The following is a 19,285-nucleotide window of genomic DNA, read 5'->3' on the forward strand; positions in this document are numbered from 1 at the left end:
GATCAGTTCACCCAAGTTTCAAATCGAGTTTTGCATTGAGATAGTCGAATACAAGCTGGCGCGCATTGCGTGGGTCGGGGCCGTCATTGGAAAGAGCGGCGCGCAACCAGAGGCCGTCGATGAGCGCCTCGGTTACGCTGGCGATATCCTCGGCATCGTGCCGGCCCATCAGTTTCAGCGCGTGCACCAGATTGTCGTGCAGGCGCGAAATGATGATGTGCTGCACGCGGGCGAGGCGCTCGTTCTTCGGCACCTGTGCCCAGAAGGCGAGCCAGGCGGAGACACCTTCCGGCGTGAATTGGTCGGGGCCGATATTGCCGTCGATGACGGCCAGCAGGCGCTCGACCGGGGATGTGGCATTTTCCAGCCGCCGCACCACGGAATCGCGCAAGGAATCGCCCAACTGCCGGAGCGTTGCTTCCAGAAGGTCCGCCTTGTCGCGGAAATAATGGTGCACGATGCCCGTGGAAACGCCCGCCCTGGCCGAAATGCGCGACAGGCTGGAGTCGGCAAAGCCGATCTCATGGATCGAGGCGATCGTCGCATCGATCAGCTGCCGGCGCCTGATTTCCTCCATGCCGACCTTGGGCATCGCCTCTCCTCGCGGAACTTTGATCCAGGGCCCTCTTGCCGACGCCGGCAGCGCGTCCCACACTGCGCCAGCCCGGCATGGGTCGATTTGGGCCCGTCCCGAGCCCCTGTTTCGGCCGGATTGACCGGGAGGGCGAGGCATCCTGATTGTTTTATATTGGACGATCAATCAAAAAAAACGATGGGATTTGCCGCCGTTCGACAATAACATGGCGTCCTGGCGTAATTTTTTTGCCAGTTTGCCCCTAACTTTGAAGTCGCCCACAAGCAAACGGCAAGTAGCGGGGCAGGTACTCGGGATGGCAACGGAAAATGGGAGATAAGCAAATGTTGATGCGTAAACTGCTCGCCGCTTCGGCGATGTCGCTGGTCATGGGCGTCGCCGCCACCGCGGCGCTGGCCGCCGATGGCGAGGCCTGCAAGAAAGTTCGAGTTGCTGAGGCTGGTGGCTGGACGGATAACACAGCTACCAATGGGTTCTTTACCACTGTGTTGAAGGGCCTGGGCTACGAAACATCAGTCGATTTGCTGGCTCTGCCAGTCATCCTGGAGTCTCTCAAGAATAAAGACCTCGATGTCTTTCTCGACAACTGGATGCCCAGTCAGACGGCCGAAATGAAGCCCTATATCGAAGAGAAGACGGTCGATAGCATCGGCGCCAATCTGGAGGGTGCTGGTTACGGCCCAGTTGTTCCGCAGTATGCCGCTGATGCCGGCGTCAAGGATCTGAAGGACCTCGGCAAGTTTACCGAAAAGTTCGACGGCAAGTTCTACGGCATCGAGCCGGGCAATGACGGCAACCGCATCGTCCAAGCCAAGATCGACGATCCGGCCAATGGTCTCGATGGTTGGGAGATGGTGGAGTCGAGCGAGCAGGGGATGCTCGTCCAGGCCGAAAAAGCCATCTCAAAGAATGAATTTGTGGCCTTCCTCGCTTGGACCCCGCACCCGATTATGGGCAAGATGCCGCTCCACTATCTCAGCGGCTTCGAGGCTGACGGATTTGGGGGAGCAACAGTTTATACCCTGAGCCGCTCGGGGTACTCCGCCGAATGCCCCAACGTCGGCGCGCTGCTCAAAAACCTGAAGTTCTCGCTCGATCAGGAAAGCGCGCTCATGGAAGCCATTATCGGCGGCAAGGATGGTGAAGCCGCAGCTGCGGAATGGCTGAAAGCCAATCCTGCCGTACTAGATGCATGGCTGGCCGGCGTCACCACTCTTGACGGCAATGATGGTCTCGCGGCGGTTAAGGCCAGCTTGGGCCTTTAAGACTTCCAATTGACTAAGGGCGGCCTTGGCACGGTAGAATGTGCCAGGGCCGCCTGCATTTCGGGGGTGTCTGTCATGTCAGAAGTCGGCATGGCAGACTGATGGGGGCAAGTGCGATGGAATCGCTTGAGAAACTGATCACGGCGAACAAGATTCCCTTCGGCCTGTGGTGCAAAGCGATTGTCGACTGGATGAAGGAAAACCTTGAGTGGTTTTTCGACATCGTCACCTTTGTCATCAAGGGGATCGTCGATGGCACCAGCGGGTCGCTCCTAGCGATGCCGTCTCTTGTCTTTATCGTCGGAATAGCAGCTCTTGCCTTTGCACTTCAGCGCAGCTGGAAACTAGTTATCTTTACGATTCTTGGGCTTCTGCTCGTTCTGAATTTTGGCCTCTGGAAAGAGACGATTGAAACGCTTGTTCTAGTGCTTTACTCCACGTTTGCTTCATTGTTGATCGGCGTGCCAATCGGCATCCTGGCGTCGCGGCGCCCGTGGGTTTATCAGGCGATGAGCCCTGTCCTGGATCTCATGCAGACCTTGCCTACGCTAGTTTACTTGGTTCCCGTGCTCTTTTTCTTCGGGCTGGGTTTTGTACCAGGTTTGGTGGCGACTGTGATCTTTGTGGTCCCTGCACCAATTCGCTTAACGTATTTGGGTATAAGCCAGGTTCAAAAACCTCTAATCGAGGCGGGCGAGAGTTTTGGATGCACACGTTGGCAGCTCCTTGTAAAGGTGAAGTTGCCTGCAGCGATGCCGACGATAATGGCGGGCGTGAACCAGACTATTATGCTCTCGCTTTCCATGGTCGTGATCGCTGCGATGGTTGGTGCCAATGGTTTGGGTAAGCCGGTCTTGCGAGCGCTGGCGCAGGCGAATGTGCCATTGGGAGCTGAATCTGGGCTTGCCATCGTTATTCTCGCGATCATCCTCGATCGAATGCTGAAATATCGTCAGCGCGTCGATCACAGCAAGCGCTGAGCGAGGAGAACGACAATGCAAAGCAATAACGCCGTCCGTTTCGAGAATGTCGACGTCGTATTCGGGCAGAATGCGAGCCAAGCGATTTCCCTTCTGGACAAAGGCGAAGGCCGAGACAGCATTCTGCAATCAACCGGCTCCCTCGTCGCCGTTCACGACGCCTCGCTTTATGTCAACGAGGGCGAGATCCTCGTGCTGATGGGCCTGTCCGGGTCGGGCAAATCGTCGCTGCTGCGCTGTGTCAACGGCCTCAACCAGGTCAGCCGCGGCCATGTGCAGGTGGCGACCGGCAAGGGCGAGGTCGATGTCGCCAGCTGCTCGGAGGAGACGCTGCGCGAGCTGCGCCGCAACCGCATCTCGATGGTGTTCCAGCAATTCGCGCTGATGCCCTGGCTCTCGGTGCGCGACAATGTCGGCTTCGGCCTCGACATTCGCGGCATGGCGAAGGCGGAGCGGGACCGGATCGTCGATGAGAAGATCGCCCTGGTGCGCCTCGACAAGTTTGCCGACAAATATCCGCACGAGCTGTCGGGCGGCATGCAGCAGCGCGTGGGCCTCGCGCGCTCGTTCGCGACGGAAGCCGACATCCTGTTGATGGACGAGCCGTTCTCCGCGCTCGATCCCTTGATCCGCGAGCATCTGCAGGACGAACTCATCGAACTGCAGCGCAAGCTCAAGAAAACCATCATCTTCGTCAGCCACGATCTCGACGAGGCGCTGAAGATCGGTACGCGCATCGCCATCATGGAGGCCGGCAAGGTCGTCCAGTTCGCCGTGCCGGAGGAGATTATCCTCAACCCCGTCAACGACTATGTGCGTCAGTTCGTCGCCTCGATGAACCCCCTCACTGTCCTCAAGGGCGGCACGCTGATGCGTCCTGCGGGCGACCTGGTGCGCGAGCCGGGCTCCAGCTTCATCCAGCTCGACCGTGCCGGACGCTGCCGCTGCCAGCTCGACGAGGCTGGCAGGCCGATCAACCTCATGGTCAATGGGCGGCCCGCCCAGTTCGTGTCCTATTCGAGCGAACTCGACCTGGCCGAGATCGCCGAGAACAACATGATGGTGACCGGCCTCGACCGCACGCCGATGCGCGCCGCCGTTACCGTACGCCAGCAGACAAAGCGCCCGTTGATCCTGCTCGGCGATGACGGTGCCTTGCTGGGCGTGGTGGGCGAACATGAAATCTATCGCGGCATGCTGCGGCAGACGGAGTATGCCAAGGTAAACACGTCCGGCCCCGACAAAGTGGCGGTCTGACCCCGTGCCCCAGATTTCAGAATCCATTCACGCCATCCTGTTCGACAAGGACGGGACGCTGTTCGATTTCTACAAGACCTGGGGGCCGGTCACCGAGGAAGCGGCGCTGCTGGTTGCGCGTGGCGATCCGGCCAAGGCGCGGCATATACTCAAGGAAAGCGGCAAGGATCCGGAGACCGGCAGGTACGTGCCCGGCTCGCCGATCGCCTCCGGCAGCAATCGCGAGATTTCCGATCTCTGGGCGACGCTGGCCGGCCGTGCCGACCATGACACCGTCTATGAGGAAGTGCACCAGCTGTTCCTGAAGCGCCAGGCGACGGCGGCAACGCCGGTCACCGACCTCGACGTGCTCTTCACGCGGCTGCGCGTCAAGGGCCTGTCGCTCGGTGTCGCCACGATGGACAGCGAGGAATCCGCCCGCGCCTCGATGGCGCGCTTCGGCGTCCACGGCTCGCTCGACTTCATCTGCGGCTTCGATACCGGCCACGGACTGAAGCCGGGCGGCGGCATGGTGGAAGCCTTTGCGCGTCATGTGAACCTGCGTCCCGCCATGGTCGCGGTCGTCGGCGACAGTCCGCACGACATGGCCATGGCCCGTGCCGGCGGTGCTGGAAAGGCGATCGGCGTCCTTACCGGCGTCAGTCACCGCGAGCATCTGATGGATCACGGCGCCCATGTCGTGATCGAAAGCATCGCCGAGCTGGAAAGCGCGCTCTAACCCAGCGTGATGACCTTGACCTTCTTGCCGGCCGTGGTCAGCGCCAGCTTGCCGTGCTTCAGCTTCAAGGCTTCCTCGCCGAAGATCTCGCGCCGCCAGCCCTTGAGGGCCTGGATATCGGCATGATCGCTGGCGGCCAGCGCCTCAAGGTCGCCTGAATTGGCGATGAGCTTCTGGGCGACTTCATATTCGTCGCAATGGAATTTCAGGAGCACGCGCAGGAGTTCGATGATCGGCCCCAGCCCCGGCGGAATATCCGGGCGCGGATCGAGCTTGGGGGCGTCGCCTTCGGGCATATCCAGTCCGCGCTGCACGGCAGCGAGCACCCCGTCGCCCAGCTTCCCCTCGGCAAAGCTGCGCGATAGGCCACGGCAGCGGGAGAGGGCATCGACATCCTTCGGGGGGTGCGCCGCTATCTCCAGCAGCGTCTCGTCCTTCACCAGGCGGTTGCGCGGCAGGTCGCGGGCCTGCGCCTCGCGCTCGCGCCAGGCGGCGATTTCCTTGAGCACGGCCAGGAAGCGCGGCTTGTCGCTGCGCGTCTTCAACCGCATCCAGGCATTGTTGGGGTCGGCCCGATAGGTGTTGGGGTCGGTGAGGATCGCCATCTCGTCCTCGACCCAATGCGCCCGGCCGGATTTCTCGACCTTGGCATGCAGCTTCTCATAGACCGTGCGCAGATAGGTGACGTCCGACAGGGCATAGGCCAGCTGCTTCTCGGTGAGCGGCCGGTGCGACCAGTCGGTGAAGCGCGAGGATTTGTCGATCCGGGCGCCGGCCAGCTTGGTGGCCAGCGTCTCGTAGCTCGCCGCGTCCCCGAACCCGCAGACCATGGCGACCACCTGGGTGTCGACCAGGGGGGTCGGCACCTTGCCCGTCATGCGGACGAAGATCTCCACATCCTGCCTCGCCGCATGGAACACCTTGATCACGCGCTCATTGGCAAGAAGTTCGAAAAGCGGTGCTAAATCAATGCCCTCGGCCAGCGCGTCGATGGCGGCGGCCTCATTCGGGCCAGCCAGCTGCACCAGGCACAGGACCGGCCAATAGGTCTTGTCGCGGAGGAATTCGGTATCGATGGTGACAAAGGGCGCCGACGACAGCCGCTGGCAAAAGGCGGCCAAGGTGGCGGTGTCGGCGATTACCGTGGGCTGTTGTTTTGCTGCGACCATGTTCATCAGGTTAACCTATAACGACACCCACCGAGTCAAGGGAAGGGCCTCGTTTGCATTGCGGGACCGCCGAGCAGCAGACCTGCCGAAACCCTTGACAATCCGCCGCTTTCCGCGTCTTTTGCCCCCGAATTCCAACACCGTTTCCCTACAAAATCCGCTTGTTTTCAAGGACTTCCCAAGATGCATGCCTATCGTTCCCATACCTGCGGCCAGTTGCGTGCCAAAGACACGGGCGAGACCGTCCGCCTGTCCGGCTGGATCCATCGCAAGCGCGATCATGGGAATCTGGTGTTCATCGATTTGCGCGACCATTACGGCCTGACTCAGTGCGTGCTCGATGTCTCGAACCCGATTTTCGGCCGCGTTGAGCAGACCCGCCTTGAGAGCGTCGTCACCGTGACCGGCAAGGTCGTCGCCCGGACCGGCGACACGGTCAACCCGCGCATGCCGACGGGCGAGATCGAAGTGGTGATCCAGGATTATACCGTCCAGGGCACGGCCGATGTGCTGCCGCTTCAGGTCAACAGCGACGAGGATTACAGCGAGGAAATCCGCCTCACCCACCGCTTCCTCGATCTGCGCCGCGACAAGGTGCATCGCAACATCGTGCTGCGCGCCAATGTGATCGCGAGCCTCCGGCGTCGCATGATCGCGCAAGGCTTCACCGAGTTCCAGACGCCGATCCTCACTTCCTCCTCGCCGGAAGGGGCGCGCGACTTCCTGGTGCCCTCGCGCCTGCATCCGGGCAAGTTCTACGCGCTGCCGCAGGCGCCGCAGCAGTTCAAGCAGCTCCTCATGGTGGCGGGTTTCGACCGCTATTTCCAGATCGCCCCCTGCTTCCGCGACGAGGACAGCCGCGCCGACCGCTCACCCGGCGAGTTCTACCAGCTCGATTTCGAGATGTCCTTCGTCACCCAGGAAGATGTCTTTCAGGCGATCGAGCCGGTGCTCCATGGCGTGTTCGAGGAATTCGCCGAGGATCGCGTGGTATCGGCGATGCCGTTCCCGCAGATTCCATTTGAGGAATCCATGCTGCGCTACGGTTCCGACAAGCCGGATCTCAGGAACCCGATCCGCATCGCCGATGTGACGGAAGTTTTCCGCGGCTCCGGCTTCGGCATCTTCGCCAAGGCGGTGGAGGCGGGCTCCGTCGTGCGTGCCATTCCGGCACCGGGTGCTGCCGGGCGCCCGCGTTCCTTCTTCGACAAGCTCAACGATTGGGCCAAGGCCGGCGGTGCCGCCGGTCTCGGCTACGTCATCTTCGAAGCGGCGGGTCCCAAGGGGCCGATCGCCAAGAACCTCGACGAAGCGCGCCTTGCGCAGCTGAAGGAACAGGCCGGCCTCAAGGACGGCGATGCCGTCTTCTTCTCCTGCGACAAGAAGCTCGTCGCCGCGAAGTTCGCTGGCGCCGTGCGCACGCGTCTCGGCGAGGAGCTGGGTCTCATCGATCCGAAGAAGTTCGAGTTCTGCTGGATCGTCGACTTCCCGATGTACGAGCTCAACGAGGACACCGGCCAGGTCGAGTTCAGCCACAATCCGTTCTCGATGCCGCAGGGCGGGCTCGATGCGCTTCTGAACAAGGATCCGCTGACGATCAACGCCTACCAGTACGACATCGTCTGCAATGGCATCGAACTCTCGTCGGGCGCCATCCGCAACCATCGCCCGGACATCATGTACAAGGCGTTCGAGATCGCCGGCTATCCGGCCTCGGTCGTGGAAGAGAAATTCGGCGGCATGCTGAACGCCTTCAAGTTTGGCGCGCCACCGCATGGTGGCTCGGCGCCGGGCATCGACCGCATCGTCATGCTGCTGGCCGAGGAGAAGAATATCCGTGAAGTCATCGCCTTCCCGCTCAACCAGCGGGCGGAGGATCTGCTCATGCAGGCGCCGACCGAAGTGCCGCCGGCGCGGCTGAAGGAATTGAGCATTCGCCTCGATTTGCCTTTAACGAAAAAGTAGGTCAGTATCCCGCGAAATTCCACGCCGTGGAGGCCCCACCGGACCCAAACCGGCGGGAAATGGACCAGCCAATCAAACGCTGGCGGGCGTCGGAACGATCGGACCAATATCCAGGGGAGCGGATGTCCTTACCCTTCGATGACGGCTTTACCGTTCCGGCCGAGTGGGCAGACCATGCCCGTTGCTGGATGGCTTGGCCGACCCGCGCCGAAAGCTGGGGCGAGCATCTGGATGCGGCACGCGATTGCGTGGCCGAGCTTGCCAACGGCATTGCGGAATTCGAACCGGTGTCGATGATCACCAAGCCGAAGAATGTCGCCGAGGTTTCCTTGGCGACGGGCTCCGGCGTCAGCCAGATCTCCTTGCCGCACGACGATTGCTGGATACGCGATATGGGGCCGGGCTTTGTCGTCTCCGGCAGCGGCGATGTTGCCGGTGTGACCTGGGGCTGGAACGCCTGGGGCCATCGCTTCGAGGATTTCGAACGCGACGCCGCCGTCGCCGAGTCCGTGCTGAACCGGATAGAGATGCGCCGCTACGCAGGGTCGCTCATCCTCGAGGGCGGCGCCGTCAACAGCGATGGCGAAGGCACGCTGCTGACCAGCGAGAGCGTGCTGCTCAATCCCAATCGCAATCCGAATTTGAGCAAGGAGCAGGTCGAGGAGCAGCTCATTCAGATGCTCGGCGTGCGTCACATCATCTGGCTTGGCGAAGGCCTGCAGGACGATATGCGCGGCGGGCATGTGGAGAATCTGGCGCGCTTCGTGCGGCCGGGCGTTGTGCTCGCGGTATCCTGCAGCGATCCGGCCGACCCGAACTTCAAGGTCTGCGCCGACAATATCCAGCGCCTGCGCCAGACCCGCGACGCCAATGGCCGCGAGCTGGAGATTGTCGAGGTCGAACAGCCCAGGCCCCGTTTCGACGCCGAGGGGCGCAGGTTGGCATTGTCCTATGTGAATTTCTATCTGCCCAATGGCGCCGTCATCCTGCCGGCCTTCGAAGACGGCCCGGCCGACAAGCGCGCCTATGACGTCGCCACCCGCATCTACCCGAAGCGCGAGATCGTGCAACTCCCGGCCATCGAACTGGCCTATGGCGGCGGCGGCATCCATTCCATCTGCCTGCCGCAACCGGCCGGCAATATCGCCAGGCCGCTCTGACCGAGCCGCGCGGCATTGACGAAGGCACCCTTGCTGCGCTGATCGCAGCAAGAGCATCCGCGAACCGGCGTCTCATGGTCGGCATCGCCGGTCCGCCGGGTGCTGGCAAGAGCACGCTCGCCGAGGCCCTATGTGATCGCCTCAACCGGGATATCGAAGGTTCGCCGGCATCAGTCGTGCCGATGGACGGCTATCATTTCGACGATGCCGTCTTGAAAGCACGCGGCGATCTCCCGCGCAAAGGGGCGCCGCATACTTTCGATGCCGCCGGCTTCTATCACCTGCTCGCCAGATTGCGCGGCAGCGAAGCGGAAGTGGCCTTGCCGGTCTTCGACCGCACCCAGGAACTCGCCCGCGCCGGCGCCCGCATCGTGACAGCGGCACAGCGCATCCTGCTGGTCGAAGGCAACTACCTGCTGCTGAAGCAGGAGCCCTGGGCCAGGCTGAGGCCGCTCTTCGACCTCACCATCTTCCTTCCCGTGTCGCTCGCCGAGCTGGAGCGGCGCCTCATCCAACGCTGGCACGATCACGGCTTTTCGCCGGCGGCCGCCGAAGCGAAGGCACGCGGCAATGACATCCCCAATGCCGAGCTCGTCCTGAAGGAAAGTGCAGCCGCGGACTACAGGTTGATCGCATGAGGAAAAGCGGATGATCCGCCCGTCGCCGAATGCAGATATACGAGGGCGGGGCGAAGGGCTTATTGCTGAGGCGCGGTCGAAACTCCCTCGCCCCGCGACAGCGGGGAGAGGGGGGGGTGAGGGGCGTTTCCGTCAAATGCCGGAACGCTCTGGAAGTCAGGTGTTGCCACGCAGGAACGCCCGCATCGCCGCCAAACCTTCCGGCACATGATTGCGCCCGAAGCCGATGCGGAAGCGGTCGCTGGGCGTCGAGGTGAGTTCGGATCGGTAGAGGCTGGCTGGCAGCAGCACGACGCCGGCTTCCTCCACCAGGCGGCGGCAGAACGTCTCGACCCCATCCTTGCCCAGATAGCGCGGAAAGGCGATGCAGCCGCCGTCCGGGTGCCGCCAGTCGAACAGGTCCGGAAACTCGGCAAAGAAGGCATCGACGGCGGCGAGGTTGCGCCCGATGAGGTCGCGGTTGCGCCCGATGATCTTCTCCGACGCTTTCAGGGCGACGACCGCCAGATGCTCGCTGGGACCGGCATTGCAGATGGAAAGATAGTGCTTCATCCGCTCCATCTTGTAGAGGAGGGCGTGGTCCTTCGACGCAATCCACCCTACGCGCAGGCCCGGCAATCCATAGGCTTTCGACATGACGCCGAGCGTCAGGCCCTTCTCATATGCCTCGATGGCGGAGGGCAGGCGGATATCGGCTGACCGTTCAAGCCCGCGATAGACCTCGTCGGAGAACAGCCAGATGCCGTGCTGCCGGCACAGTGCCACCAATCCGTCGAAGGTCTTACGGTCGATCACCTTGCCGGTCGGGTTGTGCGGAAAGTTGATGGCGATGAGCTTGGTATTGGGCCGGATCGCCGCTTTCACCCGGTCCAGATCGAGCGCCCAGTTCCTGGCCGGATCGAGCGCCACGCCGGTGGTGGCGCACAAGGCGCGCGGCAGCTCCTCGCTCGATTGATAGTTGGGCGTCACGACGATGGCGTGATCGTCCTTATCGAGCAGCGCGTGCATCGCGCAGAAAATGCCTTCCTCTGCGCCGGCAAAGGCCAGGATATCCTCCGGCTTGACGCCTTCATAGGTCGCGGCAATGGCGGCACGTAAGGGCGCGGTGCCGGTGGGCTCGATGTAATGCAGCGGCAGTTCCTCAAAGGCGGCGCGGTCCTCGGGCGTCGCCATTGCCAGCAGTTCCTTGAGGCTAAGGGTCTGCATGTCCGACGCCGTCATGTGATAGCGGCAGGCAAATTCCCATTTGCCGAGATATGTCTCCAGGCGGAAGTCGGGCAGCATCGTCATCGTTTTCGTCCTTCAGCTCTGCCGGGCGTCGGCCAGCAAATTGTAGATCGTTGCGCGCGAGAGGCCGAGCGCATCGGCGATATGCTGCGCGGCCTTGCGGGTGGCAAAGAGATTGCGTTCGTCGAGATAGGAAACCAGCTGGACGCGGTCTTCGCGCGCCAGCGCCTTCAAGGTCAGTTGCCGCTCCTGCAGGAAGGCGCGGATGCCCAGATTGATCTGCTCGCGCCAATCCTGCGCGAAGATCGGTTCGGGGCGCGGCTGCCCCGCCCGCGTGAACGCACCGAGCAGGCCGATCGCCTGGTCGAAGATGGCGAGATCGAAATTGATGCACAGCAATCCGATGCGCCGGCCCGTCTCATCCTTCAAGACGGCGCTGATCGACTTCAACCGCCCGCCATCCGGCGCTGCCTTCTCGTAAGGCCCATGGACATCCTTCTCGCCGATAAGTTCGGGATCGTCGCCCAGATGCGATGGATCGCCGACCTTGCGCTTGGAAAAGGCATTCCAGATACCGGCCACCCGATCGTTGCGCAGATCGTGCACCACCACTTCCGCCTGCGGCGCCAGCAGCGCGGCGATGGCGGCGGCGGTCGGAAAATGCAAGGCAAGGCTGCCTGGCGATTTGGAAAGTTTGCGGCTCATGTGGAGAGCGATAGTCCAAATTAGACGAATTGTCAATATTCCCTGTTTGTTCTTGACAAGATGCTAGGAATTTGATACTAATACAGCTGTGCACACATCACCTCCGGTCCCCAGCCGGAACCGCTCGGTTGTCCGCGGCGCAAGCCTCATCGAGGCGCAGGCCGCCATATCCGCTCCCTTATCCGGAGCAACCCCAGGCCGGGGGTCAAACCGGCCTCCCGGATCGGTTGGATGAGCGATCCCCCGCGAGTCCCGGGTCACAGGACGCTCCCCTTGGGCCGCAGCGGTTGGCGGCCCCCGCCGGACCCGACGCGGTGACCGGGTTCCCCTTCGGTGCTGCAGGCAGCAGCACCCGTCACGGCCGAAACGAACGGCCGGCATGATCTGCCCGAGCGGTTTCGGATGGGGATCTGGAGAGAGAGGGAAGAGAGACTGGAGAGGAGAGAATTTTCAGCCACAGCCCCCCACCCGCCGACGCATGTCGGCATTCGCCGACGGGCCTCCCCCCTGAAGGTGGGAGGAGAAGAAAGAAAACCCCTCCCACCTTCAGGGGGAGGTTGGGAGGGGGGCCGCAAGTGACGGCTATTCGCCCATTAAACCCCTCCCACCTGGTCGGGAGGGGGCTGGAGGCGAAGACTCTTACATCCGCTCCGGCGTGGCAATGCCGAGAAGATCGAGGCAGAGTTCCAGCTCCTTCAACACCAACTCGGCCAGCGCCAGGCGCGACCGGCGGCGGGCGGCGTCCTGTTCCGAGAGGATATGAAACGCGCTGTAATAGGAGCTGAAGGTCTGCGCCAGGTTGAAGGCGAAGTCGGCAATGCGGTTGGGTGCGAGTTCGGCATAGGCGGCGTCGACCGCGTCCGGCATCTGCCCCAGCATCAGCATCAGATCGCGCTCGCCTTCCTCAGGCGAGAGAATCGTGCCCGGTCTGTCGCCCTGCGCCTCGGCCTTTTTCAGCAGCGACTTCACGCGCACGGCGGCGTAGAGCAGATAGGGCCCGGTCTTGCCTTCGAAGCGCGAGAAGCGGTCGAGGTCGAAGACGTAGTTGGCGATCGGGTTGTTGCTGAGATCGGCGAACTTCAGCGCGGCGACGCCGACCTTCCTGGAGATATCGGCCCGTTCCGCTGCGGAATAATCCGAGCCCAGTCCATGTTCGGTGAGCTTCTTCATCGCTTCGTCCGACATCATCTGGATAAGGTCGTCGAGGCGCATGACGCCGCCGGCGCGTGTCTTGAACGGCTTGCCATCGACGCCGTTCATGGTGCCGTAGCCGAGATGGAACAGCTTGCCCTTGCCGTTGATGCCGGCCTTGATCGCGGCGCGGAACACCTGGAGGAAGTGCAACCCTTGGCGATGGTCGACCACATAGATCGAACGGTCCGGATTCTGGCAATTGACCCGATCGACAATGGTCGCAAGATCCGTCGTCGCATACATCGCGGCGCCGTCCGACTTGATGAGGATCAGCGGCGGAATTTCCTGCTTGTCGCTCTCTTCCTTCACATGAACGATGAGCGCGCCCTTGTCTTCGACGGCGATGCCCTTCTCGCGCATCTCGGCAACCATCGGCGGGATGATGTCGTTGACGCAGGCCTCGCCCTTCCACAGATCGAAATGGACGCCGAGATTGCCGTAGTCGCGTTTCATCGCGGCAACCGAGATATCGAAGAAGTGCTGCCACACGGCGCGGTAGCCCGGGCGCCCGTCCTGCAGTTCCGCCGTCGCCAGCCGCGCGCGTTCAAGCCGCGCGGGGTCCGCTTTGCAATCGCCGGACGCCTTCGGATACATCTCCTCCAGCTCGGCCAGGGTGACTGGGCTTGCGTTGGGATAGGGGCCGGTGAATTTCGCGTCGAAATAGGGCAAGTCCGGGCGGCGGATTTCGAGCTCCGAAATCAGCATGCCCATCTGCAGGCCCCAATCGCCCATATGCACGTCGCCGATGGTTTCGTCGCCGACGAACTTGAAGATGCGGCGGATGGCATCGCCGATGATGGCGGCGCGCAGATGGCCGACATGCATGGGCTTGGCGATGTTCGGTCCGCCATAGTCGAGCATGACGATTTCGGGCTTCCCCTTGGCCGGTTGCCCCAGGCGCGGGTCGGCGGCCACGCGGTTCATCGCCGTGGCGAAATAATCGTCGGTGACGCTGAGATTGATGAAGCCGGGGCCGGCCAGCGACACGTCGCGGAAGATCGGGTTGGCGCGCAGCGCCTCGGCCACTTTCTCGGCGATGCCGCGCGGATTGGATTTCGCGGCCTTGGCGGCGGCCAGCGCGCCATTGCACTGGAACTGGCCCAGATCGGGCCGTCCCGAGACGATCACCTGCCCGAAGGCTGGGTCGAGCCCCTGTGCCTGGAAGACGGAACCGGCGATTTCACTGAGCTGGGTGGTGAAGGAAGTCATCGTGTTTGCTAACTATCTATCTGATCTCAAAAAGACGTCATCCCCGGGCTTGACCAGGGGATCCAGTTTTACCAGGCAAATGTGGATGCCCGGGTCCCCGCCGACGCATGTCGGCATGCGCCGACAGGGCCCGGGCATGACGCATGGTTGGGACGCCGTTATACCGGGATTAGAACGCTACGTCGCCAGCCGATGTGCGGTCGCGGCGGCGGGCGCGCTTGGTGGCCTGAACGGGATCCTCGCCGGAAAGCTGCGCCGTGGCACCTGCCGTCACCGGTCCCAGCCGTGCCACGATGGTGTCGACGCCGGGCTTGTCGCCGGGCGTATAGGCATTGAGGGCGCTGCGCATATGCGCCAGATGCTCGGCCGATGTGCCGCAGCAGCCGCCGACGATCCGGGCGCCGGAATCCCGCGCGAGGCGGCTGTAATCGGCCATCAGGTCTGGGGTGCCGTTATATTTGATCTTGCCACCCTCGAAGAAGGGGATGCCGGCATTCCCCTTGGCGATGATGATGTCGCCCGGATGGGCCGCCGCGGAAAGCTGGACAATCGTGGCGGTGAGGTCCGAGGCGCCGACGCCGCAATTGGCTCCATAGGCCACCGGCTTGGGCTCCAGCGTGTGCACGAAGGCGACGAAATCGGCCGGGGACAAACCCATCATGGTGCGGCCGTTGGTATCGAAGCTCATCGTGGTGACGATGGGCAGATCGGCTGCCGCCGCACCTTTGACGGCGGCGGCTACTTCGTCCTTGGCGGACATGGTCTCGATCCACAGCACGTCGGCGCCGCCGGCTTTGAGGGCCAGGGCCTGCTCGCGAAAGGCGGCGACGGCGTCAGCTTCGGTCAGGGAACCCAGCGGCTCCAGCAGCTCGCCGGTCGGGCCCATGGAGCCGGCAACCACGATGTCGCGTCCGCTGCGGTCGGCAACCCGCCGCGCGATCTCGGCCGCGCGCTGGTTGATCTCCGTGACGCGGTCCTGGGCCCCATGGAGCTTCAGGCGGTACTTCGTCCCGCCGAAACTGTTGGTCAGGATGATATCGGCGCCGGCACGCACGAAGCCTTCGTGCAAGGCTTCGATCCGGTCGGCATGCTCGAAGTTCCACAGCTCCGGCGCCTCGCCGGCCTGAAGGCCCGCCTGGAACAGGTTCGTGCCGGTGGCGCCGTCGGCCATCAGGAATGGCTTTTCCGCCAGCAGGCGCAGGAAACGGTTGGTCATTGGCTCAGAGATCCCAACTAGCAGCGCCGGAGTTCGCGCGATGTTCTCCATATAACGAGATTGTTATATAACATGCAACCTAAGACTTTCAGAGCCCCGGTTCAAGCCGATATCGACCGGGCAAACGGCCGCGGATCCCGCCGAATATCGGCCCGACTAGCCGATGGGGATCGCTTTCTCCTCCTTCAGCACGGAAAGCACGATGCTGGATTGCGTGTCGCGGACGCCGGGCATGCGCAGCAGCGTGTGGGTCGAGAATTCGCCGAGCGCGTCGAGGTCCGATGTCATCACATGAATGAGGAAATCGCTGCTGCCGGTGATGGCGTAGCAAGCGACGACCTCCGGGCGGCGCAGGAGGGCCGCCTCGAACGCAGCCACGGTCTTCTCCGCGTGCCCATCGAGGCGGATCCGCACGAAGGCCTGCAGGCCGCAGCCCACCTTCTTGGCGTCGAGCCGGGCGTGATAGCCGCGGATATAGCCTTCCTCTTCCAGGCGTTTTTGCCGCCGCGCGCAGGGTGTGGCCGAAAGCCCCACTTCGTCGGCAAGGCCGGTGGTGGAGATTCGCCCGTCTCGCTGCAGCACGCGGAGGATCTTCAAATCCGTCGCATCCAGATCCAGCATAAGTGAAAACCTCTAAAGAATGTTGAATTTCTGGAATAATACGCCACGCAACGGAGATTCAGAAGTGAGGTTTAGCGAATTTCGCCCAGCCGTTGGGGGCAAGATCATGTATCGACCATTTGCAGCGAGAAGCACGCCATGCTGAATTGGGAAACTCGTTCGACCGCCGCCACGGCGCAGGACTGGCTTGCCACGCAAGAGAAGCTGCGCGGCGATTACAGCGGCTGCGCCGCCGATTTCCGGGTCGAACAACATCTCGGCGCTTATGGCGCCGCCGAACACGCCTTATGGCGCCAGCTGTTCGACCGCCAGTCGAAAGTGGCACGGCGTTTCGCCGCCAGTGCATTTCTCGACGGCATGCGTAATCTGGATATGTCCTCGGACCGCATCCCCGATTTCGAGGCAGCCAGCAAACATCTGCGCCGGCTGACGGGGTGGGAGATCGTCGCCGTACCGGGTCTCATTCCCGACGACGCATTCTTCCGCCATCTCGCGCATCGCCGCTTTCCGGTCACAGTCTGGCTGCGCGAGCCCGAAGAAATCGACTATCTCGTCGAACCCGACGTGTTTCACGATTTCTTTGGCCATGTGCCGCTGCTCACTCAGCCGGTCTTTGCCGACTATCTCCAGGAGTATGGCCGCAAGGGCGACGAGGCGATGCGGCTCGGTGCCACCAAGATCCTGGCCCGGCTGTTCTGGTACATGGTCGAATTCGGGCTTATCCGCGAGAAGGGGACGATCAAGGCCTATGGGGCCGGCATGCTTTCCTCGGCAACCGAGACGGCCTACAGCGTCGAGAGTGCGAAGCCGCACCGCATCAGATTCGATCTGACCCGCGTGATGAGTACCGACTTCAAGATCGACGAGTTTCAGTCCACCTATTTCGTGCTCGACGATTTCGGCGCGTTGTTTGCGGCAATGGACCGTCCCTTTGCCCCGATTTACGCGGCACTGAAGCTCCGCCCACCGATCCCGGCGGGCGAAACGCGCCCTGGGGACATCCTTATTTCCCGAGGCCGTGCCGAATCTTGAGCATTTCCGGTATTAATGTTGCAAATCACAGATATTTTCCTGCCTTTAGCGTGATGTTCATCACATAACGCCGTGAATGACATTTTATCCAGCCCGGATCGTGCCAATTCTCTTGGCAACGAGGCAAGCGGGCGCCTGATGTCCCGCATTTAATGTGGGAGTTTGGTCATGAAATTGGTTGATTCCACGGTCCCCTTGGAACTCGAGAAGCGCAATCTGGACCTCCTCAACACGACCGCCTCGGGCAGCAAGGTTGCCGCGGGCGGCGATTTTCTGTTCGCCCCGATCGGACCGGATCTCGATCCGTTTCCGGCCGGGCCCGCCCAGTTCCTGATCGTCGGCACCGCCGGCGCGGACCAGCTCTACGGCACCGATTTCGACGATCTCATCCAGGGGCTTGGCGGCAACGATTATATCGAGGGCCGCTATGGCAATGACGAAATCCAGGGCGGCACCGGTAACGATTTCGCCTATGGCGGCGCTGGCAACGACCATTTGATGGGTGAAGACGGTGACGATTATCTGAACGGTGAAGCCGGCCGCGACTGGCTTGAGGGCGGAAACGGCAACGATGCCCTCTATGGCGGCTCCGGCGATGATTCGCTCTTCGGCGGTGACGGCGCCGACAGTCTCGTCGGCGATGACGGGCAGGACTATCTAGATGCCGGCGCCGGCAATGACGGGATGCATGGCGGTGCCGGCAATGACTGGCTGCTGGGCGGTCTCGGCGACGATTTCATCCAGGGCGGCGATGGCAACGATTATCTGGATGGCGGCGAGGGTATGGACGATTTGCAAGGCGGTGCGGGCGACGATCAACTCTATGCAGGTGCCGCGCGGGATCTGCTCTGGGGCGGCCTCGGCAACGACGTATTGAATGGCGGCGAGGGCAACGACTATCTGAACGGCCAGGAGAATGACGATTCCCTTTTCGGCGATGCCGGCGACGACGTCATGTATGGCGGCTCCGGCAACGACACCGTCTCGGGCGGCGACGGTGCCGATTATGCCGATGGCGGCGAGGGCAACGACACGCTGCGCGGCGATGCCGGCGACGACGGGCTCAATGGCGCCGCCGGCGATGACCGTATCTATGGCGGCGTCGGCAATGACTATATCAATGGCGGCACCGGCTACAATTATCTCTATGGCGAGGATGGCGACGATTATATCCTGGGCAGCGGCCGCCTCTATGGCGGTGCCGGTATCGACGCACTCTATGGCGGCGCCGGCGGCGACGCGCTCTATGGCGGCACCGACAACGATATCCTGAATGGCGGCGACGGCGCGGACACGGTGAGCGGCGACGAAGGCGACGACCAGATTTATGGCGGCGCCGGCAACGACACCGGCTTTGGAGGCGAGGGTAACGATGCCCTCAATGGCGATGCCGGCAACGACCGTCTTTCAGGCGGCATCGGCGATGATTTCATCAGCGGCGGCGACGGCAACGATACGCTCTATGGCGGCGGCACCGGTGTCGTCTATTCCGGCTGGGATCGCTTGGCCGGCGGCAACGGGCATGATTCCATCTTCATGGGGACGATGCCCAGCAGCTTCATCCCGGTCGAAAACCTCAACCGCACGGTCGACGCATCGGGCGGGGACGGCAATGACTGGATCGTCGGCACCAACTGGCAGGATCGAATCTATGGCGATGCCGGCAATGACGTGGCGCTTGGGCAGGGCGGCCGCGACTATATCAATGGCGGCCTCGGCGACGACACGCTCGCGGGCGGAGCGGACAATGACATTCTGGTGGGCGGCAGCGGCGAGAACAATCTGATCGGCGAGCAGGGTGACGACCTCATCTTCGCCGATTTCGAGGTCTATAGCGGCCAGCCCGGATTCCCGCCGTCCAACAGTCCAATCTACGACTATTTTGTCGATCATGCTTTCGATCAACTGCGCGGCGAGGATGGCAACGATCGGATCTACAGCAATGGCGCCGACCAGATTTCGGGTGGTGGCGGTTCCGATCTGATCTTCGTTTCGGGCGGGCGCAATACGGTCCTGATGGAAACGGCTCTCGACGGTCACGACCTGGTCTTCGGTTTCCGCGACGGCAATGACGGCAGCGGCATGCAGGATACCGTCAATCTCGACGCCCTGTTCGACGCATTGCACATCGCCACGGCCGACCGTGCCGGTCGCGTCAGCATCGAGCATGACGATTTCGGCGGCTATAATGGCGCGACGATCAAGATCGACACCAATGGCGACGGAATATTCAGCGATGCGGAAACGCAGGTGACGCTGGTGGGACGACCCAGCAGCGACATCGACATTGGCCAGGACGTGATCCTGGGCGCGCTCTGAGAAAGACAGGCGGGC

The 19,285-nt window shown here is 62.4% G+C and carries 16 protein-coding genes; 9 read left to right on the top strand and 7 right to left on the bottom strand.

What is annotated here, in order from left to right:
- Positions 1-7: 7 nt before the first annotated feature.
- Complete coding sequence (gene betI, locus ACE3TY_RS09120) at positions 8-592, bottom strand: transcriptional regulator BetI (RefSeq protein ID WP_374652715.1); 585 nt, start codon at positions 590-592, stop codon at positions 8-10.
- 326 nt (positions 593-918) lie between these two features.
- Between betI and ACE3TY_RS09125 the strand changes: the two genes are divergently transcribed.
- The 4 genes from ACE3TY_RS09125 (at position 919) to ACE3TY_RS09140 (ending at position 4,815) form a co-directional block, all read left to right on the top strand.
- On the top strand, positions 919-1,860 hold the full coding sequence (locus ACE3TY_RS09125; RefSeq protein ID WP_374652716.1) for a glycine betaine ABC transporter substrate-binding protein: 942 nt from the start codon (positions 919-921) through the stop codon (positions 1,858-1,860).
- A gap of 134 nt (positions 1,861-1,994) precedes the next feature.
- On the top strand, positions 1,995-2,840 hold the full coding sequence (choW, locus tag ACE3TY_RS09130) for a choline ABC transporter permease subunit (RefSeq protein WP_374652848.1): 846 nt from the start codon (positions 1,995-1,997) through the stop codon (positions 2,838-2,840).
- Between the two features lie 15 nt (positions 2,841-2,855).
- Entirely contained in the window at positions 2,856-4,097 is a 1,242-nt protein-coding gene (gene choV / locus ACE3TY_RS09135; RefSeq protein WP_374652717.1) for a choline ABC transporter ATP-binding protein, read from the top strand.
- 4 nt (positions 4,098-4,101) lie between these two features.
- Positions 4,102-4,815 (top strand): HAD family hydrolase, encoded by a 714-nt coding sequence (locus ACE3TY_RS09140; RefSeq protein WP_374652718.1) that lies wholly within the window; start codon positions 4,102-4,104, stop codon positions 4,813-4,815.
- Here the strand turns inward: ACE3TY_RS09140 and rnd are convergent.
- On the bottom strand, positions 4,812-5,990 hold the full coding sequence (gene rnd / locus ACE3TY_RS09145; protein WP_374652719.1) for a ribonuclease D: 1,179 nt from the start codon (positions 5,988-5,990) through the stop codon (positions 4,812-4,814). The genes ACE3TY_RS09140 and rnd overlap by 4 nt on opposite strands.
- Before the next feature lie 177 nt (positions 5,991-6,167).
- Between rnd and aspS the strand changes: the two genes are divergently transcribed.
- From aspS to ACE3TY_RS09160, 3 genes are all read left to right on the top strand, one after another.
- Entirely contained in the window at positions 6,168-7,949 is a 1,782-nt protein-coding gene (gene aspS, locus ACE3TY_RS09150) for an aspartate--tRNA ligase (protein WP_374652720.1), read from the top strand.
- Positions 7,950-8,071: 122 nt separating this feature from the next.
- Positions 8,072-9,109 (top strand): agmatine/peptidylarginine deiminase, encoded by a 1,038-nt coding sequence (locus ACE3TY_RS09155; RefSeq protein WP_374652721.1) that lies wholly within the window; start codon positions 8,072-8,074, stop codon positions 9,107-9,109.
- A gap of 38 nt (positions 9,110-9,147) precedes the next feature.
- A complete protein-coding gene (locus ACE3TY_RS09160; protein ID WP_374652849.1) occupies positions 9,148-9,747 on the top strand; it encodes a nucleoside triphosphate hydrolase in 600 nt (199 codons plus the stop codon).
- Positions 9,748-9,903: 156 nt separating this feature from the next.
- On the opposite strand, the gene ACE3TY_RS09165 is transcribed toward ACE3TY_RS09160, so the two are convergent.
- From ACE3TY_RS09165 to ACE3TY_RS09185, 5 genes are all read right to left on the bottom strand, one after another.
- Positions 9,904-11,037: an aminotransferase class I/II-fold pyridoxal phosphate-dependent enzyme gene (locus ACE3TY_RS09165; RefSeq protein ID WP_374652722.1), complete on the bottom strand. Its 1,134-nt coding sequence runs from the start codon at positions 11,035-11,037 to the stop codon at positions 9,904-9,906.
- Positions 11,038-11,049: 12 nt separating this feature from the next.
- Positions 11,050-11,679 carry a transcriptional regulator gene (locus ACE3TY_RS09170; protein WP_374652723.1) on the bottom strand — a complete coding sequence of 210 codons (630 nt, stop codon included), beginning with the start codon at positions 11,677-11,679 and terminating at the stop codon, positions 11,050-11,052.
- 639 nt (positions 11,680-12,318) lie between these two features.
- Positions 12,319-14,082, bottom strand: a complete 1,764-nt coding sequence (gene argS / locus ACE3TY_RS09175; RefSeq protein ID WP_374652724.1) for an arginine--tRNA ligase — start codon at positions 14,080-14,082, stop codon at positions 12,319-12,321.
- 169 nt (positions 14,083-14,251) lie between these two features.
- Positions 14,252-15,298, bottom strand: coding sequence for a betaine--homocysteine S-methyltransferase (bmt, locus tag ACE3TY_RS09180; RefSeq protein WP_374652725.1), 1,047 nt, complete (start codon positions 15,296-15,298; stop codon positions 14,252-14,254).
- 156 nt (positions 15,299-15,454) lie between these two features.
- Positions 15,455-15,919: an Lrp/AsnC family transcriptional regulator gene (locus tag ACE3TY_RS09185; protein ID WP_374652726.1), complete on the bottom strand. Its 465-nt coding sequence runs from the start codon at positions 15,917-15,919 to the stop codon at positions 15,455-15,457.
- Between the two features lie 138 nt (positions 15,920-16,057).
- On the opposite strand from ACE3TY_RS09185, the gene phhA reads away from it, so the two are divergent.
- Positions 16,058-16,951 (top strand): phenylalanine 4-monooxygenase, encoded by an 894-nt coding sequence (gene phhA / locus ACE3TY_RS09190; protein ID WP_374652727.1) that lies wholly within the window; start codon positions 16,058-16,060, stop codon positions 16,949-16,951.
- A 168-nt stretch (positions 16,952-17,119) separates the two neighbouring features.
- A complete protein-coding gene (locus ACE3TY_RS09195) occupies positions 17,120-19,270 on the top strand; it encodes a calcium-binding protein (RefSeq protein ID WP_374652728.1) in 2,151 nt (716 codons plus the stop codon).
- Positions 19,271-19,285 lie beyond the last annotated feature (15 nt).

The organism is Dongia sp., from assembly GCF_041918875.1.
Lineage (GTDB): Bacteria > Pseudomonadota > Alphaproteobacteria > Dongiales > Dongiaceae > Dongia.